19 protein-coding genes are annotated in these 24841 nt (G+C 47.8%); 10 read left to right on the top strand and 9 right to left on the bottom strand.

The window, feature by feature from the left end; all coding sequences use genetic code 11:
- The first annotated feature begins 170 nt into the window (after nt 1-170).
- Nucleotides 171-1145, top strand: a complete 975-nt coding sequence (locus PAEAM_RS05410) for a ring-cleaving dioxygenase (RefSeq protein ID WP_100526912.1) — start codon at nt 171-173, stop codon at nt 1143-1145.
- Nucleotides 1146-1294: 149 nt separating this feature from the next.
- Here the strand turns inward: PAEAM_RS05410 and PAEAM_RS05405 are convergent, their stop codons facing one another.
- The 3 genes from PAEAM_RS05405 to PAEAM_RS05395 all read right to left on the bottom strand — a co-directional run bounded on the left by PAEAM_RS05405 (nt 1295) and on the right by PAEAM_RS05395 (nt 4591).
- On the bottom strand, nt 1295-2002 hold the full coding sequence (locus tag PAEAM_RS05405) for a stalk domain-containing protein (RefSeq protein WP_100526911.1): 708 nt from the start codon (nt 2000-2002) through the stop codon (nt 1295-1297).
- Nucleotides 2003-2269: 267 nt separating this feature from the next.
- The gene (locus PAEAM_RS05400; RefSeq protein WP_100526910.1) at nt 2270-3115 is read right to left on the bottom strand and encodes a hypothetical protein; all 846 of its coding nucleotides are present in this window, start codon (nt 3113-3115) and stop codon (nt 2270-2272) included.
- A 198-nt stretch (nt 3116-3313) separates the two neighbouring features.
- Nucleotides 3314-4591: a methyl-accepting chemotaxis protein gene (locus PAEAM_RS05395; protein WP_100526909.1), complete on the bottom strand. Its 1278-nt coding sequence runs from the start codon at nt 4589-4591 to the stop codon at nt 3314-3316.
- Nucleotides 4592-4885: 294 nt separating this feature from the next.
- Between PAEAM_RS05395 and PAEAM_RS05390 the strand changes: the two genes are divergently transcribed.
- Nucleotides 4886-6319, top strand: coding sequence for an aspartate ammonia-lyase (locus PAEAM_RS05390; RefSeq protein WP_100526908.1), 1434 nt, complete (start codon nt 4886-4888; stop codon nt 6317-6319).
- Between the two features lie 120 nt (nt 6320-6439).
- On the opposite strand, the gene rpoN is transcribed toward PAEAM_RS05390, so the two are convergent.
- Entirely contained in the window at nt 6440-7744 is a 1305-nt protein-coding gene (rpoN, locus tag PAEAM_RS05385) for an RNA polymerase factor sigma-54 (RefSeq protein WP_100526907.1), read from the bottom strand.
- Between the two features lie 128 nt (nt 7745-7872).
- A complete protein-coding gene (pruA, locus tag PAEAM_RS05380; protein ID WP_100526906.1) occupies nt 7873-9420 on the bottom strand; it encodes an L-glutamate gamma-semialdehyde dehydrogenase in 1548 nt (515 codons plus the stop codon).
- A gap of 320 nt (nt 9421-9740) precedes the next feature.
- Here pruA and PAEAM_RS05375 point away from each other — a divergent pair, with 320 nt between their 5' ends.
- The 4 genes from PAEAM_RS05375 to PAEAM_RS05360 all read left to right on the top strand — a co-directional run bounded on the left by PAEAM_RS05375 (nt 9741) and on the right by PAEAM_RS05360 (nt 12905).
- On the top strand, nt 9741-10664 hold the full coding sequence (locus PAEAM_RS05375; protein WP_100526905.1) for a proline dehydrogenase family protein: 924 nt from the start codon (nt 9741-9743) through the stop codon (nt 10662-10664).
- A 171-nt stretch (nt 10665-10835) separates the two neighbouring features.
- The gene (locus tag PAEAM_RS05370; RefSeq protein WP_051449834.1) at nt 10836-11393 is read left to right on the top strand and encodes a MarR family winged helix-turn-helix transcriptional regulator; all 558 of its coding nucleotides are present in this window, start codon (nt 10836-10838) and stop codon (nt 11391-11393) included.
- 127 nt (nt 11394-11520) lie between these two features.
- Nucleotides 11521-12000, top strand: coding sequence for a hypothetical protein (locus tag PAEAM_RS05365; protein WP_036672385.1), 480 nt, complete (start codon nt 11521-11523; stop codon nt 11998-12000).
- Between the two features lie 29 nt (nt 12001-12029).
- Nucleotides 12030-12905, top strand: coding sequence for an SDR family oxidoreductase (locus PAEAM_RS05360; RefSeq protein ID WP_100526904.1), 876 nt, complete (start codon nt 12030-12032; stop codon nt 12903-12905).
- Nucleotides 12906-13272: 367 nt separating this feature from the next.
- On the opposite strand, the gene PAEAM_RS05355 is transcribed toward PAEAM_RS05360, so the two are convergent.
- Nucleotides 13273-14628, bottom strand: a complete 1356-nt coding sequence (locus tag PAEAM_RS05355; RefSeq protein ID WP_100526903.1) for a collagen-like protein — start codon at nt 14626-14628, stop codon at nt 13273-13275.
- A gap of 419 nt (nt 14629-15047) precedes the next feature.
- Here PAEAM_RS05355 and PAEAM_RS05350 point away from each other — a divergent pair, with 419 nt between their 5' ends.
- On the top strand, nt 15048-16739 hold the full coding sequence (locus PAEAM_RS05350; RefSeq protein WP_243391275.1) for a sigma-54 interaction domain-containing protein: 1692 nt from the start codon (nt 15048-15050) through the stop codon (nt 16737-16739).
- 47 nt (nt 16740-16786) lie between these two features.
- Here the strand turns inward: PAEAM_RS05350 and PAEAM_RS05345 are convergent, their stop codons facing one another.
- Nucleotides 16787-18856, bottom strand: coding sequence for an nSTAND1 domain-containing NTPase (locus PAEAM_RS05345; RefSeq protein ID WP_100526901.1), 2070 nt, complete (start codon nt 18854-18856; stop codon nt 16787-16789).
- A gap of 318 nt (nt 18857-19174) precedes the next feature.
- On the opposite strand from PAEAM_RS05345, the gene PAEAM_RS31580 reads away from it, so the two are divergent.
- Nucleotides 19175-19465, top strand: a complete 291-nt coding sequence (locus PAEAM_RS31580; RefSeq protein ID WP_133120414.1) for a hypothetical protein — start codon at nt 19175-19177, stop codon at nt 19463-19465.
- A gap of 59 nt (nt 19466-19524) precedes the next feature.
- Here PAEAM_RS31580 and PAEAM_RS05340 read toward each other — a convergent pair whose 3' ends face one another.
- Complete coding sequence (locus tag PAEAM_RS05340) at nt 19525-21195, bottom strand: PucR family transcriptional regulator (protein WP_100526900.1); 1671 nt, start codon at nt 21193-21195, stop codon at nt 19525-19527.
- Nucleotides 21196-21384: 189 nt separating this feature from the next.
- Here PAEAM_RS05340 and ald point away from each other — a divergent pair, with 189 nt between their 5' ends.
- A complete protein-coding gene (gene ald / locus PAEAM_RS05335; RefSeq protein WP_100526899.1) occupies nt 21385-22518 on the top strand; it encodes an alanine dehydrogenase in 1134 nt (377 codons plus the stop codon).
- A 167-nt stretch (nt 22519-22685) separates the two neighbouring features.
- Here the strand turns inward: ald and PAEAM_RS05330 are convergent, their stop codons facing one another.
- Nucleotides 22686-23603, bottom strand: a complete 918-nt coding sequence (locus PAEAM_RS05330; protein ID WP_100526934.1) for a PD-(D/E)XK nuclease family protein — start codon at nt 23601-23603, stop codon at nt 22686-22688.
- 361 nt (nt 23604-23964) lie between these two features.
- Between PAEAM_RS05330 and PAEAM_RS05325 the strand changes: the two genes are divergently transcribed.
- The gene (locus PAEAM_RS05325) at nt 23965-24648 is read left to right on the top strand and encodes a serine/threonine protein kinase (RefSeq protein WP_076329467.1); all 684 of its coding nucleotides are present in this window, start codon (nt 23965-23967) and stop codon (nt 24646-24648) included.
- Nucleotides 24649-24841 lie beyond the last annotated feature (193 nt).

Below are 24841 nucleotides of genomic sequence, written 5' to 3'. Positions count from 1 at the left end.
GTTGGAATTCTAAATAAGCATTGTAATTTAAATATCTTTATGTTAAGATAAATTCAGAAACAAAACAAACGAAAAGTTAGTAACTTTCTTAATCGAAATAAAATATACCGTACTTAACAAACGTTCAACTGAACATTTACACTATCCCATTTCATCTAGGAGGAAATATTATGCAAATCAAAGGACTTCACCACGTATCCGCTCTAACAGCACATGCCGATCAGAACTATCGTTTCTACACCAACATCCTGGGTTTGCGCCTCATTAAAAAAACGGTCAATCAGGACGACGTGTCCGTCTACCATCTCTTCTATGGCGATGAAAAAGGCAATCCGGGTACCGAACTTACCTTCTTCGAGATTCCGATGGCCGGACAGACACGTGAAGGTGTGAACAGTATATCTGGCACGTCACTGCGCGTTCCAAGTGATGCAGCACTGACTTACTGGCAGCAGCGTTTTGACGAATTCGAAGTCCCACATGGAGAGATTGTTGAACGGGGTGGTCGTGCCACGCTTTCGTTCACAGACTTTGAAGGACAACGTCTGATTCTGGTCTCGGATGAAAACAACACAGGTGTCGCTGGTGGTAAACCATGGGATCAGAGTCCTGTGCCTGCCGAGTATGGCATTGTAGGTCTTGGCCCTATCCATCTTACGGTAAAAGATGCTTCCCTTACCGCTCCGGTTCTTACAGAATTGCTCGGTTTCAGAGCTAAAGGAAGTTACCCTGCCTTTACTCCAGGTCAACCTGATGTACTCGTTTTTGAATCCGGTGAAGGTGGCAGCGGCTCCGAGGTGCATGTTGAGGAACGGAATGACCTTGCCCAAGAGCGTCCTGGACGTGGCAGCGTACACCATGTTGCATTCCGTGTGGATAACGAAGAAGAACTCAAACAATGGGTGGAACGGGTTCGTAACTTCCAATTCCCTAACTCCGGTTTTGTAGATCGCTTCTACTTCCGCTCCCTGTACTTCCGTGAAGCAAACGGTATTCTGTTCGAACTTGCAACTGATGGTCCGGGATTTGATACAGACGAAGAATTGGAGCATCTGGGTGAATCGCTTGCTTTGCCTCCATTCCTTGAAGGTCGCCGCGCCGAGATTGAAGCCAATCTCAAACCGCTGGATACCGTCATTCGTTAATATTCGTAACAAAAAGAAAATAAAAACGATGTTCACCAGGCAACTCTGAATACCGGATACGGTTCAGGAATCGCCTAGTGAATCATCGTTTTTTTATGTTTATGCTTGTCTTGCCCCTTCTGTAAGGTCGCAAACTTGCAGATTGTGTTTTACTTCGTCAGATACGATGTTGTGAGCGGTACAAACAGAGCCGAACCCGGATCTTCAGATACAATCTCTACATAGACAGCGTCTGTACCTTTAACATCCACATCTAGACTCATCATACCGCTTTCTGGAGTGATATTGAACTTTTTGAGTGTCGCGAGATCCTGATCATAGATATGAATCTCCTGATTTCCTTTCAGCGCGGCAAGTTCCAAGTGCAGAGAAGAATACTTTTTACCCGTATTAATCTGGATATCATCCCCCTGTTTCGTAGGATCATTATGCAGATAAACATCCTTGTAATCCTTGCCTTTATATGTGGTATCCTTAGGATCTTTGGTGTGCCAAGCGGTAGATCCCAGTACGGATGTTCCAAGTGCACTCAGCGTTACTTTTCCGTTGGTTACGGGCTCAGATCCATTCTTTCCGCCAATCAGGACGGATGAAGTTGCACTGTCATAAGTGATCTCTGTCCCAAGCAAAGATCCCACAGCACGCACAGGCAAATAAGTCGTTCCGTTGTAAGTGATAGGCAACACTGTTTTACCATTGGCATCTTTGGCTGTCACCGTGGCACCATCCATTTTTAGCGTAATCTTGCTGTTTAGATAGGCTTTAATCTGCTCCAACCCTGTTGCTGCGAGTGCACCTGTTCCGATCCCAAGCGTTAGTGTACCTACCATCAAACCCAGTACAACTTTTTTCTTCATCAAAATCCCTCCTGAATGTTAAAATGATTTGTCCTTTATACATTTAAACGACTAAAGTGATAATGTCAATTGTTTACTGCATTTTTAGTACACATTGCCTATTTCCGGGCAGCACAAAACGAGGCTGTATGTCCCCATTTTTTTCAGCCTCGCCCTGTTTCCCATTGTCCGTATACGGAGAAAGGAAGATATTCTTGTCAGTTGTTCACTTAACTCCACAATCGAGACTTTTAATTCCCACTGCACTATGATATCAACAGGATGATATCAATCAAAAGATTCATAATATTCTTCTTCATACACTTCCATGCTGTACTTCAAATCTACGGCCTTCCACTCGCCATCTTGATACTCATAAGCAAATGTCAGATCACCCGCATACAAAGCCGCACCGTAAGATCCTGCTGCTGATACGACAAGCTGGCCATCCTCTACACTGTAATAGGTAACTCCACCGAACCCCAACTCTTCGTTATATACGCCGCCACTCGTATCTTCCTCGATCCGTAAAGGTTCTGCTTGAACGCCATCAACGGCGACATCAACATCCACACGGTCTGATCTAACCGTAACTTTTGACTTCACATGTTGTTTCGCAATCTCATCCAGAGATTGCATCTTCATCTCTTCCAGCGTTACCGGATTAATGATACGTGCTTGTCCCAAATAAATACCTGTTCCATGACCTTCCGTGTACAAAACGATAATTTCTTTCTGGCCGTCTCCATTCAGATCCAACTCGTGCACTTCGGGTTTGTAAGACCCGCCTTCTCCCTGCCAATCACTAAATTCTCGCGTTTTGCCGTCCACTTCCAAAATCATTCCGTTATATATATATCCTGAACCCTCAACTTTCATAGGGTATAATCTGACCTTCTCATTCTCTGGAGCTACCGAAACGTATTCCTCTTTCACGGGAATCGATTCCTGTGTTGTCTTCGCTGTGTCATGCAGTTTATCTATATTGGAAGCCTCGCCCACTGCGGTCTGGCTGGATTGATCATCTATGTTAAGCTGTTTTTGCGATTCATTCATGGTTCTGGCAGCCGAAGTTGTACTAATCGTAGCTACCGCCAAAATAATCATCAGCAGGATACCTGTCCAAGTTTTCAATATACTGGGCTCCTTTATCTGTTATGATAATCCTATTATATCTTCATTTATCGCCCGCAAGTTGCGAATTTGTTAATCTTTCATAAAATAATCTTTACAAATTTTCGTTTTCACGAAAGAACGTTCTGCTTTAACCAGAATAAGCAAATTATCATGCCAAAACTGTGCTCCAAAAACAAAAAAAATCCCGAACACAGCTTAAGGCTGCATCCGGAATGCTTTGGTTTTGTCCAATAACCGATCGGTTAATTGTCTCAGTTCTTCAGCCGAGGATGAAATCTCCTCCATGATGGCTGTCTCTTCGTGTGCGGCATCCATAATTCGTCTCGCCTCATCCGAGAACGATCCGGCTTTCCCCTGGATCTTCTTCACATGACCGTGCGTTTGCTCCACGCGACCGGTCTGTTCTGCAATCTTGGAACCGATATCATGCGCACCCTTCATAAATACTTCCACTGTTCCTGTCAGTTCATGCAACGTCTGATCCACAGAGACGGTCCGCTCCGATTCATTAACCACGAGACCATGCTGCTCATGAGACAGTTGGGCTGTCTCCCTGATCCGCTGCTGCACACGACTAATCAGCTCATTAATACGGTGTACCGATTCCTTACTTTCGTCTGCCAGCTTGCGGATCTGCTGCGCCACGACTGCAAAACCAGAACCTTCTTCGCCAGCTCGTGCAGCCTCAATGGATGCATTCAGGGCAAGTAACCCTGTTTCCTCTGCGATGTTTTTGACAGACTGGGTAATTACCTCGATATCGGAGGCTTCCTTCTCCAGCAACAACATAATGTCGCGGGAACGATTGTGGGACTCGGCCAGCTCGTCCATCCCTTTCATCAACGATGAGAAAGTCTGTTTTGTATGATCCACCGATCGTTCCATCTGACCCGACATCTCTGTCATGTCCATAGACTGGCTATGCATACGCTGAAAATCGTTCAGCATCTCATCCGCAGTGATCAGAGATTGATGGGAAGTGACCTTCTGCTCTTCTACGCCTACTGCAATATGATCCACCGCATCCGACATCATCTCGATCTGTTCAGCGGCCTGGGTAATCGCTTCACTCAGAGACTGTGCGTTCTGTGAAGTCGTTCTTGTACTGTCTGCAATATCATTTACAATGCTTCGAAGGTTAGAAACCATTGCGCGAAAAGCATCATATAATACAGTAAGTTCATCCTGCGTGCGTCGCTGCGGAATCTCGGTTGTCAGATCTCCCGCTGAAACCTGCTGTGCAGCCCGGGACAGATGAACGATTGGACGAGTCAGCCAGCGTGAGGCAAACCATCCCAGAATCCCGTTCCAGCATACTCCCATGATCAGGATAATCGATATGTATACCCAATTCGGAATATCTAACGTAACCCAGTCTTTGACAAAAAATATAAAAAAGCCGCTAGTTCCGTAGGTAATAATCGAAATCAGTACCAGACCTGCGACAGTCTTTGCTCCTAAAGTCCATTTCATGTGCACACCCCGTAGTCCTTTTTTCCTATTTTACCAATCAAGTACCAAATTTCATGTGATATACATCACTGAAAACGTTCTATTTCCCCTCATACTTGCCGTTCATGCATGACTTCTCTACCATATAGCGCATAATGTATAAGACAAGCTTGGATATCCCTAATTTTATTTATTATCGGCACAAGAGGCCAAATGATTTAGATTGGCATCCATTTTGCTTAAATGATATACTGAGTGCGCTTCAGCAACGCTGAAGCCGAACTATTTTTATTGATGCCACTGGAGGCGAACGAGATGTCTACTATGTCCACACGGACGGAGAAAGATTTTATCGGTGAAAAAGAAATCCCGGCTTATGCTTATTACGGAATTCAGACGGTACGGGCCGTGGAAAACTTCCCGATTACCGGCGTTCCGGTACACCGTGAGCTGATCACGGCTCTGGCTGCGGTGAAGAAGGCAGCAGCGATTACCAACATGGAGTTGAAGATGCTGCCGAGCAAGATTGGCGATGTGATCGTCATGGCGGCTGAAGAAATGATGAAAGGCCATCATCTGGATCATTTTATTGTAGACTCCATTCAGGGCGGTGCAGGCACCTCCATGAATATGAATATGAACGAAATTTTGGCCAATCGCGGGCTGGAACTGTTAACCAAAAGCAAGGGAGACTACTTCCATTGCAATCCCAATAATCATGTGAACATGTCCCAATCTACTAATGACGTGGTTCCTACAGCACTGCGCATTGCGGCGTACCAACTGTCGGAGACGTTACTCGCTACCATGAGAAGACTACAGGATGCGTTCCGTAAAAAAGAAGTGGAATTTAACGATGTGGTCAAGGTTGGCCGTACCCATCTTCAGGATGCCGTACCTATTCGCCTTGGACAAGAATTCGGAGCTTATGCCCGTGTCATCGGACGGGATATTGAGCGTCTTGAATTCGCCAATCGCCGCTTGCTTACCATTAACATGGGTGCAACTGCGGTAGGTACAGGACTCAATGCCAAACCCGAATATATCGTCAAGGTTACAGAGCACCTGTCTGATGTTACCGGACTTCCACTACAAACAGCTGAGGATCTCGTGGATGCAACGCAGAACACAGATGCCTATCTGGAACTTTCAGCGGCGCTGAAGGTATGTGCGGTTAGCCTTTCCAAAATCTGTAATGATATTCGCATGATGGCTTCAGGTCCACGTGCAGGATTCAATGAATTGCGCCTGCCACCGCGTCAGCCAGGTTCGTCCATTATGCCGGGCAAAGTCAACCCCGTTATGGCAGAAGTCATTAACCAGGTATCCTTCCAGGTGATGGGGAACGACCATACGATCTGTATGGCGTGTGAAGCCGGTCAATTCGAGCTGAATGTCATGGGCCCCGTTATTGCGTTCAACTTGTTGCAATCGCTGAAAATTATGAATAACGGCATCGATGTTTTCACGCGTTATGCAGTTGAAGAGATGGAAGCTAACCGTGAGCGCTGCGAATTAATCATGAAGCAAAGTTTCAGTGTGGTTACGGCGTTGAACCCGCACTTAGGTTATAATGTGGCAGCTTCCATTGTGAAGGAAGCACTCAAGACTGGACTTTCCTTGCAAGAGATTATTCTCGAACGCGGATTGCTGACACCGGAAGAACTGGAAGAGATTCTTCATCCGGAACAGATGACTACACCAGGGATTGCCGGAGAACACTTCCTGCGTAATATGGAACGTTTGTAGGTAATCAGGAAAACTAATGCAGCAACCCAAACACAAATAATTAACAAGAACCCTCGCATACCGTTTATCCGGTTTGCGGGGGTTCTTGTATTCAGAGATAATAAGACGCCAGCTATTCGATTAAGCCCAACGTTTACGCTCAAGGGAAGGTAGAATCTGAAGTTCCTCCCTGTACTTGGCAACCGTTCTGCGGGAGATGACAATCCCCTCCTCGGCGAGGAATGTGGACAAATGACTATCCGAGTATGGACGCTGAGCCTGTTCCGTGCGAATGATTTCTTTTAATCTACGTTTCACCGCTGATGCTGATGTTTTATCCCCTGACGTTGTACTGATTCCCGAGGCAAAAAAAGCCCTGAGTTCATATACACCATGTGGGGTCTCAATGTATTTACCGTTCACCGCACGACTTACCGTTGATTCATGCATGCCAATCTTCTCTGCAATAACAGCCAGATTAAGCGGTTTTAGCCCGGATGGGCCTTTGACCAAAAAGTGCTTCTGCTCTTCCATCACTGCCGCCAGCACACGCACTAAAGTTCTGCGCCGCAAGTGTACACTCCGAATGATAGCCCTCGCTTCTGTCACGCGGGTAGACCAGGTTGCGTCGGGAGCCTCTTCCCTGATCCAGCGGAAGCACGCTTCATTCATCGATACCCGAGGGTTACCTGCTGCATGCAGACTATAATGGACCTCACCGTTACGCAACCCAACAATGGCATCCGGAATAATGTAATGTGGCCGTTCCGTACATCCGATCGATCGACAGGGCTTGGGGTCCAGACGTGTAATATAGTCATAGGCAGTCTGAGCTTCCCGTGAAGTCATACCTAATCGACTCCCTGTTCTACCTGGGTGAAAAGGAACCAGTGCTTCCAATCCCGCTTCCACCATCCACTCCGCATTCAGCGCTGCTGATGGATCACGTCTAATCTGGAGCAATAGACATTCTTGCAGATTCCGCGCCCCTACACCAGCAGGGTCCAGCGATTGGAGAAGATCCAGTCCCGCTGCAATCTTGCTCATCGGAAGCTCAAGTGTTGCTTGCACCTCTGCCAGTTCAACCGTCAGATAACCATCATCATTAACGCACCCTGCCAAATATACGGCCATATTTTCCAATTCGTCTGGAATTGTCATCACTCGAATTTGCGCAATCAGCAATTGTTCCAGAGTAGGTTCGGCACCTTTGGCCTGAAGCAGCGGATCATAGGAACCATACCTGCGCTGATCCATTCGCCGCGGAATCCGGGCGAGGGGCGCGGCTTGTTCTTCCAGTTCGAGTACTGGATTTTCCTCCGCCGCATCCAGCAAGTAACGGGTCAGATCCTGGCCAGACATGGTTAGCAAATGAAAGGATTGTTTCATCTCCGGCGTGATGGACAGCCGAATACGTTGTTCCTGTACCAACTGAACACCCAACATCCGTTACCCTCCTTATACCTTCGGCAATAAGCATCTGTGTTTCTTATACGAACAAAAGGATTTGCAGGGATAATAGCATACTATTCAAGCAAATGTAAGAAGTTTTTAGTCGGATCATGGGTTTCTGTCTAGTATTTCTCCGATACCAGCTTCGCCTGTGTAAACAGCAGTAGATAGTCTCTTCCACCTGCCTTGGAATCCGTGCCTGACATGTTAAATCCGCCAAATGGATGTGTGCCCACCAGTGCTCCGGTACATTTCCGGTTGAAATAAAGATTACCCGCAAAGTATTCACGTCTTGCCTGTTCCAGATGTTCACGATTTCGTGAGATCACCGCGCCGGTCAGACCATAGTCTGTATTATTGGCGATATCCAAAGCATCCTGGAAAGATTCTGCTTTGATGAACGCAAGCACAGGTCCAAAAATCTCATCCTGAGCAATTCGGGCTTTCGGGTCCACATCGGCAATTATAGTTGGTTCAATGAAATAACCTTCAACGTTCCCTGTACCGCCACCGTGCACAAGACGCCCCTCACCCTTGCCAATTTCAATATATTCCGTGATCTTTGCATATGCCTTGTCATCGATAACCGGCCCAACCTGACTGCCAACTTCAAGTGGACTGCCCATCGTCAGTTTCTGTGTCCGTTCAATCACTTTTTGCAATACTTCATCATATACATCCTTATGAATAATGGCACGGGAACACGCCGAACATTTCTGTCCTGAGAAACCAAATGCCGAAGCGGTAATGGACTCTGCCGCGAGTTCCAGATCACTGTCACTGTCTACTACGATGGAATCCTTGCCGCCCATCTCTGCAATAACCCGTTTAATCCACTTCTGACCTGGAGCAGTACGTGCTGCACGTTCATTAATTCGCAGTCCTACATCTCGGGAACCGGTGAAACTGATAAACCGGGTGAGCGCATGATCCACAAGATAATCACCCACTTCACTGCCTGGTCCAGGTAAAAAGTTCACGACGCCATCCGGCAGACCAACTTCTGCGAGCAGCTCCATAAACTTCGCGGCAATCACCGGAGTTGTGCTGGCGGGCTTTAATACTACCGTGTTGCCGGATACCAGTGCAGCAGAGGTCATACCTGCCATAATCGCCAGTGGGAAGTTCCAAGGTGGAATAACAACACCAACACCCAGCGGTATATAACTCAGTTCATTATCTTCCCCTGCAATCCGCACGAGGGGCTGCGGTTCACTCAGTCGCTGCATATCCCGTGCATAGAATTCCATAAAATCAATGGCTTCCGCTGTGTCCGCATCCGCTTCAGGCCAAGTCTTGCCGGCTTCATAGACCATCCATGCGGAGAATTCATGCTTGCGACGGCGCATAATGGCAGCTGCTTTGTATAGATAACGGGCCCGTTCATTCGGGTAAGTATGTTTCCATGTGTGGAATGTCTCCGCCGCTGTCTGAATGGCCTTTTCGGCCAATTCTCGATCTGCCTGATGGATCGTTCCGACAACTTGATTCTTGGCTGCGGGGTTCACGGAAGTTAACGTGCGGCTGCTTGTTATTTTTTTCCCACCAATAATAATCGGGTATTCCTGCCCAAGTTCAGCTTCTACCTGACGAAGTGCGTCTTCAAATGCTTCCTGGTTCGCCTGGACTGCAAAGGGTGTGAATGGTTCGTTAACAAAAGGGATATTCATCAATGATTCCTCCTTCAGGATGTAAGATTCGCTGGCTGCTCGCCTAAATTATTTTGCATGTTACTCATCACCAAATATATGTAGCAAAATCCGTGCCAACTCCGGTTGAGACTGAAATATTTTTCTCGTTAAATTTAACTAAAGAAAATTCACACGGGCCACTCCGATGACAGAATAACCTTCCGATCGCTGTTATCCCCAGATTTTTTTGATTCCTTTTTATAAAGTTAAAATTTCCATGAAAAATAGTAGACCATCGCCAAATCTGGCACGTTTCTTGCTTGAATTAAGGATGCACAATGCTGAAGGAGGAAACGAAAATGAGTGTGGGAACGGAAATATATCGCAAAACCTTATTAACCGTGGCAGGCAACAAAGCTGTAGAGAACCTGTCCATTAGATATGGTAAGAAGCTGGCAGGCAAATTTATTGCAGGAAACACCTTGGAAGAAGCTCTCCAAGAGATCCGCATACTCAATAACAAAGGCATTATGGCTACGCTCGATCATCTGGGTGAAGGCATCACCCGCCTGAGCGAAGCGGCATTGTACAGGGATGAGTATGTACGCCTGGTAGAAGGCATTGCACGTGAAGGCGTAGACTCCAACGTCTCGCTTAAACCAACCCAGATGGGCCTCGCACTTGACCCGGAAGAGGGTTACCAAAATATCCGTACCGTTGCCGCACAAGCCAAATTACATGATCTATTTGTTCGAATTGATATGGAGGATAGTCCATTTACTCAAGCGACGCTGGATATTGTCCGAAGACTGCACTCGGAAGGACTGCATAATACAGGCACAGTATTGCAAGCCTACCTGCATCGCACCGAAGAAGATACACGTGATATGATTCGGGAAGGTATTCGGCTTCGGCTGGTTAAAGGTGCTTACAAAGAACCCGGATCAGTCGCCTATCAGAATACTTCTGAAGTCATTCATCACTTCAAAACGATGATTCGTAATCACCTCGATCAGGGTGTGTACACTGCGGTTGCCTCGCATGATGATCACATCATTAACTGGACGAAACAATACGCCAAGGATCGGGGAATCTCGCCGGATGCCTTTGAATTCCAGATGTTATATGGTCTGCGGATGAGCGAACAGGAACGTCTCGCCAAAGAAGATTATCGCATTCGCTGTTACGTACCTTATGGCACCATGTGGTATCCGTACTATACCCGCCGTTTGGCCGAAAAACCGGCTAATCTCTGGATGGTCGTTAAGAATATGTTCCGATAGTTATTTTCCAGTTGGATCAATATTTATGAAAAAAGACAAAAGAAAACCATGTCGCCTCTTTTTTTCTGGGCACATGGTTTTTTCAGTACGAACACTTTACGAGAGCATCCAACTTGACGAATGGTCTAAACAAAAGTTGACAACTATATAGTTAGGCACCATACTATATGTATGGACAATCAAAACAAATCAACAACTGATATGTACCTCATCCCTTCGTTAGTACAAACGAAGCGTCAGGTTGATCGCTATCAATTAGACGTGGATGCACAAGCCGTGCTTGTCGCATCCAGACTGATGGTAGCAGGAGCCAAACTTGGGCATGCTGCGGAAATCCATTTCTCCAGATTCGGTTTATCGACAGGTCGATATCGTCTGTTGGCAGATCTTGAAGATCATGAAGGAGAAGAACTGCCCTCCCAACTGGCGGAAAATCTGGGTGTAACCCGTGCTACCGTAACTGGTCTAATCGAGATTTTAGAACGTGACGGACTGGTTGCTCGTCGGACGAGTTCCGTTGATGGTCGTCAGAAGTCAGTCATTTTGACCGCCAAAGGTGCGAAGAAACTAACGGATATGGCTGCTGAACATTTTGCTAGACTGGAAGCGATGGTCGGATTACTTACGATCGAGGAAAGGAGTGTGTTTCTCAACCTGCTGGGGCGTGTAACACAAGGTATTGCTGCACTTACAGATGAGTCACACGACTTGTCCGAACCAAAATCCTAGGAGCATAACGAAGAAAGGTAAACCGGGCTAGTTCAACTAGCCCATTTTCATCCCCATATAGTTAGGCTCCTAATTATATATAAATGAAAGCAAATCAGTGATTTCTAAACAAAAAAGGAGTAGTGATATGGTTAACCTTAATGACCCCATTCATTCCGAGGAAGCTTATCCAAACCGAGCCGCTAATCCTCCCCCAAAACCTTTTGTGCTGTGGCGTGAATTAATCCCGGCCTACTTGTCTCCTGCCATCATGGCAAGCATCGGGGGAATCGTTACCGCTGATAAAGTCCTTCAGTTACGAGCTTTAACAACGATTGGAGGGGCGTCTCTACTTATGGCTCTATGGGCCGGACTCTGGCTTCGTAACCGTAAGAACCGCACACAGTGGGTGGCGAAAGCACCCCGAATCGTTGTCGTGGGCTGCTTGGCACTTGCAGGCGCAGGGTTTGGCTTGGTGGCGGCGTGGGGGATTTCTAATGTATTGCAGATCGTAAACCCGAGTTCTTCATGGGCTTGGTTGGATCATATTGGGTTCGATTTTCCATTGTCCGGTGCAATAGCTTGTACGATCATGACATGGCGCTGGCGAGCTTACATTATCAAATAAACAAGTTCATTATAAGGAGAGATTGAAACATGATTACTATTATTGGAGCAACAGGCATGATTGGAAATGCACTTTTGAGACGTTTGATGAAAAGAGATATTCCCGTTCGGGCAGTAAGTAGAAAGCCGGATAAGCTTCGTCAACAAATGGCGGACTTGTCGTTGTCCGGGATTGAAATCTGTGCTGCCGATGCAAATGATTCCGAATCGATGCGCAGAGCTTTGGAGGGTACCAGTCAACTATTTCTAGCGTTATCCAACACCCCTAAACAAGTGGAACTAGAGACATCCATTATTCAGATGGCTGTGCAAGAGGGAGTGAAACATGTCGTCAAAATATCCAGCCCAGCATATGACGAACGTTCACCAGTAGCTGTAGCAGGCTGGCATGAACAAATCGAGCAAGCTCTAGTGAAATCCGGGATGACATATACGATGCTGCGGCCCTATGCTTTTATGCAAAATCTGCTCCGACTTGCACCAACCATTACAACCCGAGATGTATTCTTCGGCTGCATTGGAGATTCCCCGTGCAACTTCATCGATTGCCGAGACATCGCAGATATTGCTACAGAAGTTCTGACTAGAGACAAACCAGTGAACCGCATCTATACGCTTACCGGTTCCGAAGCATTCACTTATGCACAGATTGCAGATAAAATGTCCACCCTGTTCAATCGACCGATCGGATTCCTCAACCTCAAACCCGAGGAGCTTCGAACGGATCTGATCGAACATGGACAGATGCCTCCTTGGCTTGCAGACCACGTTGTGGAAATTCAGACGATGTCTACCGTTGTGCCAGAGAAGCCGACGGATATGGTTCAACGCTTGCTTGGCAGAGCACCGCGCTCACTTGATGCATTCCTGAGAGAACATCGAGATGCATTTAAACCAAGGCTGTAGCAGAGTTATACAATAACGAAAAGGGGCTCTCTGGCTCCAAGCGCTAACGCCCCCACCGCATATTAAAGCGATAAACAAAAATGCAAAGTTTAACGAACTTCAGCGTTCTAGAGGATGATTATGAGATCTACAGGAATCATAGGCGGTAATAATGTTTTTAATGAGAGAACTTAACTATTAATTAAGCTAAAGTCTAGCCTCTCTTTTTGAGTGGCTAGACTTTATATTATGACTCTTTTAATGCGAAAATTATTAAAGTGAGAACTTCCCATGATTTGCGCCCGAAGACTGTCAACCACTAATTATGAGATAGAACCACAATTTTAAATGTCTATTTTTCTGGACACACCCATTTATTATTTAAAAGTTAACCACTTAATTGTTGAATAAGGATAGAGGCATTGGCATTGATCTGTGATCCGCCCACCAGGGTTTGCAGATCAACAGCGGATGCACTGGAATGATTCCGCAATGTCAGCACATCACCGGGAGCAGCCGTAATAATGACCATGCCTGGATTCGGTTGAGTCCCAGCTCCTGAACCATAGACACTGCCACCTACAGGGGCTCCGTTTTGATAAAGGGTGAATTGGTTTGCCTGCACACCTGCAACGTTGAAAAACACCGCATAGTCCCCGGCATTACCAATAATAATCGCAGCGGTATTGGGCGCATGAGTAATATTAGTAAGATTTTGGTTGCTGTCGAAGATTACATCCGCTTCAATAGCTACAGTTTGAGCTGAAGTATTAAAAATATAGGCATAAGAGGACAACCCTTGCCCTGCTGTACCGGTTGCTCCAGTGGCTCCTGTTACTCCGGTAGCCCCGGTACTTCCCGTTGCTCCTGTAACACCAGTCGCTCCTGTCACTCCAGTAGCTCCAGTGCTTCCCGTTACTCCAGAAATGCCCGTGGCTCCTGTCACTCCGGTAGCCCCGATACTTCCCGTTGCTCCTGTAACACCAGTCGCTCCTGTCACTCCTGTCACTCCAGTAGCTCCAGTGCTTCCCGTTACTCCCGTAATACCCGTGGCTCCTGTTATTCCGGTGGCCCCTGTAACGCCCGTTGCTCCTGTCACTCCAGTAGCCCCGGTGCTTCCCGTTGCTCCCGTAACACCAGTGGCTCCTGTCACTCCAGTAGCCCCGGTGCTTCCCGTTGCTCCCGTAACGCCCGTCGCTCCTGTTACTCCGGTGACCCCGGTGCTTCCCGTTACTCCCGTAACGCCCGTGGCTCCTGTTACTCCGGTGGTCCCAGTGCCTCCCGTTACTCCCGTAGCTCCTGTCACTCCAGTAGCTCCGGTGCCTCCTGTTACTCCCGTAATACCCGTGGCTCCAGTGGCTCCAGTTACACCCGTTGTGCTCAGCGTTTCTCCCAATAACTCCTGGGATACCAATCGGTGAGCCGCGACTAATTCGCCTGCGGCATTTTTACCCCATACGGATATTTGTGCTTCTGGAGCAGCCGTGTCTGAGGTTGAAAATACAAACTCAAAAGCATCAAAATTCCCATTATAAACTTTGGTTATGACCTGATTAGGTGATACATTGAGCAGTTCTTCTACATATAATGTTCTGACTCCATTAAGGTAATAGCCCCGAAGAAGCACTGTGAACACATCTGTCGCATTCCGGTTATCGATTTTGACCGTAACGGATTGAGTTGGTCGGATCCCCGTTATTCCTGAAATATTATTCTCAATGGGCCCAGTTGATAGAATCGCCATTTCATCACCCTCCTTCGATTGAATTCATTCATTTCAGTCCTTGGTATAGTATTATTCAGACGATACTTAATGGTGTGGACAAATTGAGAGTCAACATATAGAATCACTTAACCTGCCCAGTGAATGTGTTGAGATTAACGAACTGATACTGTCATGTTCATGAATGCTTCACTTTCGCTTCAGATTGAGAGCGTATTCTAGTTGTACAAAACAAAATTAACCACTATTTCCGATTGTCTTATGTATGATTCATGTCAAAAAATCTATACACACTTCACTTTGAAAGCTATAATATGGATAACTATCTCACTCAAATATTTCCATTTACTCCGATCATAAAAGTTCCTTGTAACAGGTACAGTTCTGAAAGTTATGCCCTAACTGAGGTGATATCGATGAAACATTTACTTCCAGAATTAATGTCTTTATTGCGTACGGATATGGATGTTCTGGATACAGACCTCCCCACACTTACCATTCCGTCATCAACATCGTTGGTAGATGCCTTCTGCTTATTCGACACATCTTCTTATTTATTCATTCAGGATGATGGCCCTCTATTGGGATATATCGCCGTATCCGATGTTTTACATGCCATGATGCATGCGCATCGCCTAATAGAAGCTTATTTTGAGACCACACTGGAGACAGCGGGTTCAGCTCTGACATTAATTAATGAAGATGCCAAAGTGGCCTACTGGACAACTGGCGCGGAGCATGTTTTTTCGATCAGCAAAAATGATATTATCGGACAACCCGCGGCGGACTTTTTCCCTCCAGATCGGCTACAGTCTCTCAAAACGTTGTATACCGGTGAAACGGTCTACCGCAAACAGCATCAGCCACGGCCCGACCTCTTCGCCCTGATTAATGCTCGTCCTGTCCAACTGGATGGACATATTGTGGGTGCAGTTGCTGCCGAAGTGGATATAACAACCGAAATCCGATTACATCAGGAACTATTACATATGACCTCCAAAGTCCAGCACCTGGAGAAAGCCGTTGCTCGGCTACGTCCCGAATTAGATCCATTTGCCAGAATCAAGGGCAGCAGCCCGGTCATCAAACAGTGCATGGAGACCATTCGCAAGATCAGTACCACCTCAGCAACCGTACTTATTCTCGGGGAGAGCGGCACAGGCAAGGAGTTATTCGCCAAAGCCATTCATGATCTCCGTGAATTGCAGACTGCACCGTTCATCGCTATTAACTGTGGGGCAATCCCTGCTTCCTTGTTTGAAAGTGAGTTGTTCGGCTACGAAAAAGGTGCCTTCTCCGGAGCAGATCCCAAAGGAAAAAAGGGCAAGATTGAGCTTGCCGAAGGGGGTACTCTTTTTCTGGATGAGATCGGTGAGATGCCATTGGAATTGCAAGTGAAACTGCTTCGGGTGTTGCAGGAGAAAAGTTACTTTCCTGTGGGGGGAACGCGTATGAAACAGGCCGACTGCCGGATTATCGCAGCAACCAACCAGAATCTAATGAGTATGATTGCCCGTAATCAATTCCGAGAAGATCTCTACTATCGGCTGAATGTCATTAACCTAGTCATCCCTCCTCTGCGTATGCGCAAGGAAGATATATATGAATTAACCCAGACGTTCCTTCAAGAATTCTCATTGCTCTATAACCGTCATATTGAGTTGGTTCCACCTGAAGTGTTCAAGTTGCTGTTCCAATATGATTGGCCAGGCAATGTGCGTGAATTACGAAATGTGATCGAACGCCTGACCATTCTGACGACAGATGGTGAGGTGAAGCAGGAATATCTGCCCGATACCCTCACTTCCCTCATCATGCAAGAACAGTCCGAAGTTCAACTGACATCCGGAATTCATTCATATGCCAACAACGAAAATCAGCAACGTCAGGATTCGGCGGGAGCAGAACCAGAAAAAGAACCTCGATCCGTTGCAAATGTGGACGAATTAGATCCCTCGGATGATTCCGAACTTGTCTCAGGTGTTACCTACCAGCAAAAATTGGAAACCTATGAGGCGCAGCTTCTAATTCAATATCTGAAAGCAGCAGGTGGCAACAAACGAACACTGGCCAAGCAACTTGGCATCTCCAGGGCAACGCTCTATAATCGCATGAAGAGGCTTGGTCTATGACCAGCCTCTTCTTGTCGTTATTATCCGTATGATGAGTGAATAGAACCCTACAAAATCCGCGCCAAGCGAGTCAGCGCTGTTCTGAGATGGCGATAGAATGTCGCCCGACTCATGGAACACGTCTGGGCTGCGGCAGTTGGATTGCCAGCATGCGTCCAGTAGGCCGCGTATAACAGCATCTGATCCTGTGGAGATAGACCATGTACTCTGCCTTCCAGCAGATCCATGACATACAGCTGTAATTGGATCCCATCCCTGGCTCCTGCAACCCTGCCAGCATATTCATGCAATTCTCCTGGAGAACGAAGGTGCCCTAGCATCTTGCGAACCTCCTGTTCCGACCAGGATGTCCGCTCCCGCACCGTTGTTCCTGGCTGTATCCGATCATCTTGCCATTCAGGATCAAGCAGGGACATAACCCACGCTCCGAATTGCCCACTACGCAAATCCAAATCAAGCACATCTGCCGGGTCCTCATATCTGTCACAAGCACGGGTTCGGGTTCTCCGCATCTGAAAGCCAATACTCAGCAGGAACAACTTCAGATGAGGATTCGTTGCAATCAATATCACTCTCGCACCATCACCCAACAGAGACAGTCGGTCCAGTGCCATATACCCCACCAGTTCTTCTCGTGTGTAACCAGGCACGTCATCTCTTGCCGCAGCCAGCAAAGCAAAGTGAGTATCACTTTGATCCGGATCATTGCCAAGCTCCTGTGGTGTGAAGCATTCATTCATCTCATTTGGAAAATGCTTCAGTAGCAGCCCGCTACTTTCCCTATGTACTAGCACTGTAATGAACATGGCGATCGGCTCTCCAAGCTGGTCACGCATCAATACGATCCCTTCGGGATAACGGTGCGCCAGCTCATCCAGGAACGGGCCATAGAACACGGCCTGATCTGGTGCCACGCTGTATTCACACCATTGTTGTAACAGCCTGTGCAGCGAAGGCAGATCCTCTTGTTTCATCGTTTCAAGAGGGGAGAACAAGGAATCACGGGACACATCCGCGTACTTGCGGAATTGAAGCATGGACTCCTGACAGAGCAACAACATCTTCCGGGCAATCTGGCGGCGCTCATGCGAACCTGCCTGTTCATGTAGCGGTTTAAGCAACTTCGCGATTTGGATACGCATCGTCTGCAACCGATGCGGCTCACGTTGGCGCAAATCCCGTAGCAGATGCACCCTGCCCATGTCATGCAGGGCAAGACCATCCGGGCCGGAACGAATAAACGACATCTGTCTCAGCATGTGGTACTCTTCTTGGGTCACAGTTATATCCAGTACAGATGATAACAATTCCTGATTTGCTGTTCCAAGCAGGGTTAACACCTCCACCATGGGATGCAGACGAGGAATCGTCAGTTCCAACAGCAATCGGGCACTAATCATATGCGACAGTTCAGCCCATTCGGCATGGGGAAGATTCCGTCTCTGATCCGCAGCTTCCACAGCAAGCGCCAAACCCAGCGGATGTCCATCGGTCATTCTCGTAATAGTACCTGCCATCCCCTGATTCAGAGAGCCCGCAACCGAGATATACTCCGAAATCTCTTCGACGGTAAAATGTTGAAGCTGCATCTGTACAAACCGCTGATGCAATCGGGGATGTGTCCGCCAGGCGGATGCAAGTTCTGGGCGTGATGCCAGAATGACAAGTATCCCTCTTAACGGAAGTTTGGATATGAAGACTTCCATGAACCAACTTTCCAGCAGTGCGAGTTCTTCATAATTATCCACTGCCAGGACCAATCGCTTCTCGACCGAAGTGTCTTTCAGCAAGCTCAGTGGTCGCGGATATCCGTCATTATCCAGTGTTTCCAACTCCAACGTAGAGGACAAATATTCCATAAAAACGGAAGGCGTTGCGCCGCATGATCGGCCATCCATCCATATTGCCGTCGCACCTTGATCACGAGATACGGATAACATCTCTGAAAGCAAAGAAGATTTACCGATGCCTCCCATACCCGTAATTGAAAATATGGTCAGTGGCGCTTCCGGATGATTGAACCACCGCTCCAGTGTCGTCAGTTCCTTGGTTCGACCAATGAAACGTTTGCCATCCTCAACATATTTGTCGTATTGAGCCTCACTACTGTTTCCCATATATGTCCTCCGTACTAGATACTGGTACTTTTAATATACTTTTTTCTCTCACAAAATTGAGACTATATTGAGACGCGCAATTGCATGTGAAGTGATAGAATCTTGTTAAAAGCCAATTTATAGTAAATATTCAAAACAGCGGACATGGAAACGTTCTTACAAGGTATACATAGACCCCTCCGCGCTACTTCTTAACATAATGGATCATTCCGCCAATCAAGCACAGCCAACATGTACATGAGCATTTACCGATCTCGAATTCATGCTTCCCTTTCATACCCTACTACCAGCCCGATATTCCAGGAAAGGCGGATTTGTGTGAGAATAAACCTCGATATCTGTAATCTGAGCGGACAACTTGGAATCAATCCTAAACGACTTAATGAATGGCTGCACCAAAGTGGCATTTCAATGGAGGACAATGAAGCAGGACAGGAAGGACGTCCCGACCGGTCGTCACCCCCGTATCGGCTGGCTGCTCCTTCTTCATTATCACTGGCACCTTCCTCCGGTCAAACGAAGCTTTATCGGGGCCGACGCTCCACTTCCACTCTGCAACGCCTGCCTACTTCATTACGACACACCCGGCGGATTAGTAAAAACTGCTAGACTGTGCTCAAGGTAGTGTAAGGTCGATGCACAGTCTGTGTTGCATCCCTTTCACCTCATCAAGAGGATTGCCACTGTCCATTCTCAATCATCACGTGCGCGAGCAGCGCCATCTCCAGACAGATTCTTCTCCCTTGATCCATGTAACCTGGACCCATCAGTTCTTCCAGCTTCTCCAGTCTGTTGTACAACGTTTGCCGATGAATAAATAACTGGGCGGCCGCATCCCGTTTGGAACCAAAGTTCTGCAAGTAGGCATCCAACGTCTCTACCAATCGCAGGTGATGCGTTTGGTCATGTTCAATCAACATACCCAGGTGATCCTGGACAAAGGGTTGCAGGAAGGATTGGGGTAATGCCTTTAACATTTGATATATACCCATACGTTCGTAAAAGTGAACATGTTCCATCGAATCTACCGATCTCGAAACTTCGATCACCTGATAGGCCTCCTGAAGGCTCTCCGGCAGACTGGTCAAACGGCTGCGAAACTTGCCAAATCCTACATGAATCATAACCTGGTTCAAGTTGCGGCTGGCAAACCGCTTCACATCCAGGGCGATTCCTTCCAGCAATCGCAGCAGTTGATGACGTGCAGCGGCCGTAACCGCTTCCTTCGCACAGCACAGATATACCTGGTTGTTCTTCAGCATAATCAGGCTAGGCAGATTGTTCTTCTTGAGCAGGGAACGAAGCAGGACAAGAACATCCTGATGATTCGCTTCCATCCTCTCCCGGCCCGTACCCTTCAATCGATGCTCAATCTCGATGACCCCTCCCGCAAACCAGTACTGTCCCTTCACCAGCAAACGAAGTCCCATTCGGGTCTGGGCCTGCTCCTCCTGATGGATGTTGCCATTCATCAGATCCTGGATCAGCTCGTTCTGATTGCGGACCATCTTCTCTTCAAGAAACTGGGAGCGAAGCGTGAGCGCTGCCGCTGCCTTCGCTGAATAGTCGAGCAACAGCTTGAGATATTCGACTGGAGCTGCGGGATGCACAATCATGCCTACAGCCGAAAATACCTGGCCAAAACAGACGACCGGATGACACAACAGAGCCTTCTCTTCGTCTATGTGGAACCATAATTCGGTATCTGAATCATTCAAATCCAGATGTTCTACCTCCTGCTCATACCAGGTATAGATGGCCTGTTCCATCTCCGGAACAAGTTCGGGCACAAAACTGCCCGGCTCCATGGACGAAATGTACACCACCGGTTTGGCAGCATACTCATGCAGCAGGTTCAGCACAGCAGACATATCCGTACTCTGTAATGTACGCTGCTGAAGCTGGCGGGAGTAGGCTTCCAGACTTTTCAGCAGTTGGTGCTGATGATTAATGAGTAGAGAGTGAATATCCTGTGTAATCTCGACAAAACGGACCGGTTGCTCAAATACGATTAGCGGAAACTGGTGTCTGTCCGCCAGTTCAATCAGTTCTTCCGGGATTCCGAATATGCTGGTACCAAACTCCACACACAGCCCGGCTGCCTCACTGCCAATGAGCTGAAGCAGATACTCTTCGCGCCCTTCTTCCGATTGAAGCCAAAGTCCAGTGGATAAAATAAGATCATGGGGGCTTACGAATGGAGATACATTGGTAATCTCCAATACATGAACCCAGCCAACCTGACGGTTCACTCCATCCTTCCCTGCCGCTAGTCGTGCTCGGCCAAATACCGGACGTGCAAGGATATCTTTGATCGTAAACACACGGTCATTTCGCAATGGCGATCCCTCTTCGTGTTATTTTTTCTTACATTATAATCCATGGACAAATGTCCTGAACAGTCTTTTTCGACAATATGTTGAGTTCAATTTCTAAAGATTAGACATCAAGTAAGGTGCAAAACGATTATCCAAGTCATAAACTTGTAGTATAAGCTAACAACCAATAAATGGACGAGGTGCATGGTGATGAGAATCGGAATTCCCAAAGAAATCAAGAATAATGAGAATCGTGTAGCAATGACTCCGGCCGGGGCTGCTGATTTCATCAGAGCCGGTCACCAGGTACTGATTGAACAAGGCGCGGGGATCGGCAGTGGATTCACGGATCATGAATATCAAACTGTGGGCGCCGAGATTCGGATGGATGCCAAGTCCGTGTGGACCGAAGCCGATATGATCATCAAGGTGAAAGAACCACTTGCCAGTGAATATGGATATTTTCGTCCGGGACTGATTCTGTTCACCTACCTGCACCTCGCAGCGGAACCGGAGCTTGCCAAAGCCCTTATAAAGAGTCGGGTAACGGCTATTGCGTATGAGACGTTGGAGGTCAACAGCGCTCTCCCCCTGCTCACCCCTATGAGTGAAGTTGCAGGCCGCATGGCCTCCCAGATCGGAGCACAGCTACTGGAGAAAACAGAAGGTGGCAAGGGCATTCTGTTGTCAGGTGTACCCGGCGTCAGTCGGGGGAAAGTAATCATTATTGGTGGCGGAACGGTGGGAACAAATGCAGCCAAAATTGCTATTGGTCTTGGCGCCGATGTGACCATCCTTGACCTGAATCTGAATCGACTGCGCCAATTGGATGATATCTTCGGCAATCAGATCCACACGCTGGTATCCAGCCCGTCCAACATCGCAACAGCTGTTGCGGCGGCAGATCTGTTGATCTGTGCGGTGCTGATTCCGGGCGCCAAGGCGCCAACGCTTGTCAGCGAGCAGGTGGTGAAGACGATGGCACCGGGTTCGGTCATAGTGGATGTCGCGATTGATCAGGGCGGGATCGTTGAGACCATTGATCATATCACAACCCACGATGAACCGACCTATGTGAAACATGGCGTCGTGCACTACGCGGTGGCGAACATGCCGGGCGCCGTGCCGCGTACGTCCACGGTGGCGCTGACCAACGCCACCATGCCTTATGCGCTGCAACTGGCGAACCACGGTGCAGCCGCCGCGATTCGCGGCAGTTCGTCCATTCGCAGCGCGGTTAACGTGCTGAATGGACACATCACGTATGAGGCGGTTGCCCGGGATCTCGGGCATGCCTATGTTCCTGCGGGTCAGGCGCTGGAGAATACCGCCGCTGTCCAGTAATCTTGATATGATCGTTCCATCCGGCGCCTTGTCGCCAGGCCTGTGGGACGCAATAGAAGCGCAAGTCGGGCAGATGATGTTCCCGGCTTGCGCTTCTTGATTTTTTTCACATATAGGATAGCTTGTTGGTTGGTATAAGGCCTTTAGTTTCCTACGGTTTTGGCGCTTCAGACTGCTCGCTCACTGCACACTTCGCGGAAGTTGCAATCCCGGCAGGACCGGTGCGATGGCATCGCTGTGAAGTAGGTGACGTCCTTGGGACGGTTGTAATACTCATCCTCCACGCAGGATCGCATCTCCTCAATGTAACGACCTACGTTCTCCTCCACCTTCCGGATATCCTCTTCTGTCGCTGTAAACTCCCTGTGTTTTCCGGTTAACAGGTACTCCACTCGCAGCTCAATCTGCTCCAAAGGGATTCGGTAGTGTTCTCTCACATAGGATGCGTACAGCATTAGCTGATCGGAGAAGTCATCTTCCTTGCCCGTCTTCCAGTCCACAATGACAATATTGCCATTACTGCGCCGATACAATAAATCCATCTTCACATACACACGCGTATCGTGCAGCATCATGGTATCCCATTTCTCAATCTCCAGAATGTCCGTACTTGCCCGGGACAAGTCCTCCCACGTAAGCGTCTGGTACAGGTTACTAACACAGGCCGAAGCCCGCTCCTTAATCCTGGCGATCCGGTCATTCAACGTATCATCCCCGTAATAAATCTCGGACAACATCGTGCGGTTCTTGGGGTTCAGCCGCCACTGATCCGCGTCCATCGATTCCACATACGCCTGATTCAGCAGCTTGCGTATCGTCTGTTCCAAAAAGTGTTCACGCGGTTTATCTTTGCCCTCTTCCCTGCTGCGTACCGCCGACTCACACATCCGATGCGCAAGGTCCCCGAAGACAAGGTACAGATTGCTAAGCTGTTTCAGACGGTACAGACGAACCTGCATCTCATCAGCAGAGTCTGTCTTCCAGCCGTTATGGGCACCGTAATAATGATAATAATATTTGCGCAGGCACTCATCGAACATACTCGCCCGCGACTGCGAATAAGACCACTGCGGGTATTGTGCCATAAGATATTCTGCCTTTCTGTATGCCGGATCTGCATGAGATCCCTTAATGCTCACAGTATAAAGCCCGGGCAACATTGCCGCAAGCGCGCTTCCGTTATTTTCTTCTGACGCAACCGTTTCCGATTCGATCCGTATCGTTTATATAGTAACATCACCAAAAGATGAAATTGCGGAGCAGAACGCATAATATACTCCATAGAGGGCAGCGAGTCCAAGATGCTAGTAAGGGTCTTACGGGTCCAGCGCGGGCCCTGCGCTAACGAATCTCACACACAAACGTGAGATAAGACGTTCTCGGTTCGTTAGAAAATGTTTATAAGTTAAAAATTGTACAGGCATATCCTAAAAGGAGGCACCACCCATGAATCGACCGGATTGGTTCCAGGCGGAAGAAGCATTACAACAGATCCAAGTCATCGGAAGCGACCGGAATGAGCTCGTGAACATCATCGGCGATGTAGAAGGATTGAATTGCATTGGCACAGGTACGGATGCGGCTGTATTTACGTATGACGGCTTGCCGCAGTATGCCTTCAAGATGTACTCGGATCATGCCTTGGACAAACTCGAAAATGAAAAGCAAGTATACGAGCAACTCAAAGGCCTGCCATACTTCCCTACCTATTACGGCAGTGGCCGGAATGTTCTAGTGATTAGTTTTGAACCCGGGGATACCTTGCTGGAATGTTTGGAAAAAGGAATCCCCGTCCCCGAGCAGGTGATGCTCGATGTGGACGCAGCGCGAGAAGCTGTTCGCAGCCGTGGGCTGAACCCCCGCGACATTCATCTGAAAAATGTAATTCTTCAGGATGGACGCGGCAAAGTAATTGACGTATCCGAGTATATCCAGGACGGCAATGACAATCGCTGGGAGCATCTGGTCTGGGCCTATCACAACATCTATCCACGGATCAAAGGTACGCCCATATCTCCACGCATGCTGCAAACGATCAAATGGGGATATAATCAGTTCGATCATGCTAATGTCAAAATGGACGACCTCGCCAAGAAAGCCAATCGTCTGTTCTCCAGATTTATGAAATGAGCACGTTGTACGCATAGATGATTGTCTTGATATTATTGAATCAAAACCACCCGGATGAACGCCTCGAATTGGCCTTTATCCGGGTTATTCTTCGTAGATGTAAGTATGAGTATTGTTACGGTAATCACTGCTGTGTGCTCTACTTCTACTTCTGCTTTTGCTTTTGCTTTTGCTCACAATTGCGACTGCGAGT

Source organism: Paenibacillus sp. GM1FR, assembly GCF_002803315.1.
Taxonomy (GTDB): Bacteria; Bacillota; Bacilli; order Paenibacillales; family Paenibacillaceae; genus Paenibacillus; species Paenibacillus amylolyticus.
The sequence above is the reverse complement of the archived record's forward strand: the minus strand, read 5'-3'. Positions and strand labels throughout refer to the sequence as shown.

What these genes read in the sequence shown, in the direction of transcription:
- PAEAM_RS05410 (WP_100526912.1), top strand. Translation starts at nt 171, where the DNA reads ATGCAAATCAAAGGACTTCACCACGTATCCGCTCTAACAGCACATGCC.
- PAEAM_RS05405 (WP_100526911.1), bottom strand. Translation starts at nt 2,002, where the DNA reads ATGAAGAAAAAAGTTGTACTGGGTTTGATGGTAGGTACACTAACGCTT.
- PAEAM_RS05395 (WP_100526909.1), bottom strand. Translation starts at nt 4,591, where the DNA reads ATGAAATGGACTTTAGGAGCAAAGACTGTCGCAGGTCTGGTACTGATT.
- PAEAM_RS05390 (WP_100526908.1), top strand. Translation starts at nt 4,886, where the DNA reads ATGTCTACTATGTCCACACGGACGGAGAAAGATTTTATCGGTGAAAAA.
- rpoN (WP_100526907.1), bottom strand. Translation starts at nt 7,744, where the DNA reads ATGTTGGGTGTTCAGTTGGTACAGGAACAACGTATTCGGCTGTCCATC.
- pruA (WP_100526906.1), bottom strand. Translation starts at nt 9,420, where the DNA reads ATGAATATCCCTTTTGTTAACGAACCATTCACACCCTTTGCAGTCCAG.
- PAEAM_RS05375 (WP_100526905.1), top strand. Translation starts at nt 9,741, where the DNA reads ATGAGTGTGGGAACGGAAATATATCGCAAAACCTTATTAACCGTGGCA.
- PAEAM_RS05370 (WP_051449834.1), top strand. Translation starts at nt 10,836, where the DNA reads ATGGACAATCAAAACAAATCAACAACTGATATGTACCTCATCCCTTCG.
- PAEAM_RS05365 (WP_036672385.1), top strand. Translation starts at nt 11,521, where the DNA reads ATGGTTAACCTTAATGACCCCATTCATTCCGAGGAAGCTTATCCAAAC.
- PAEAM_RS05360 (WP_100526904.1), top strand. Translation starts at nt 12,030, where the DNA reads ATGATTACTATTATTGGAGCAACAGGCATGATTGGAAATGCACTTTTG.
- PAEAM_RS05355 (WP_100526903.1), bottom strand. Translation starts at nt 14,628, where the DNA reads ATGGCGATTCTATCAACTGGGCCCATTGAGAATAATATTTCAGGAATA.
- PAEAM_RS05350 (WP_243391275.1), top strand. Translation starts at nt 15,048, where the DNA reads ATGTCTTTATTGCGTACGGATATGGATGTTCTGGATACAGACCTCCCC.
- PAEAM_RS05345 (WP_100526901.1), bottom strand. Translation starts at nt 18,856, where the DNA reads ATGGGAAACAGTAGTGAGGCTCAATACGACAAATATGTTGAGGATGGC.
- ald (WP_100526899.1), top strand. Translation starts at nt 21,385, where the DNA reads ATGAGAATCGGAATTCCCAAAGAAATCAAGAATAATGAGAATCGTGTA.
- PAEAM_RS05330 (WP_100526934.1), bottom strand. Translation starts at nt 23,603, where the DNA reads ATGGCACAATACCCGCAGTGGTCTTATTCGCAGTCGCGGGCGAGTATG.
- PAEAM_RS05325 (WP_076329467.1), top strand. Translation starts at nt 23,965, where the DNA reads ATGAATCGACCGGATTGGTTCCAGGCGGAAGAAGCATTACAACAGATC.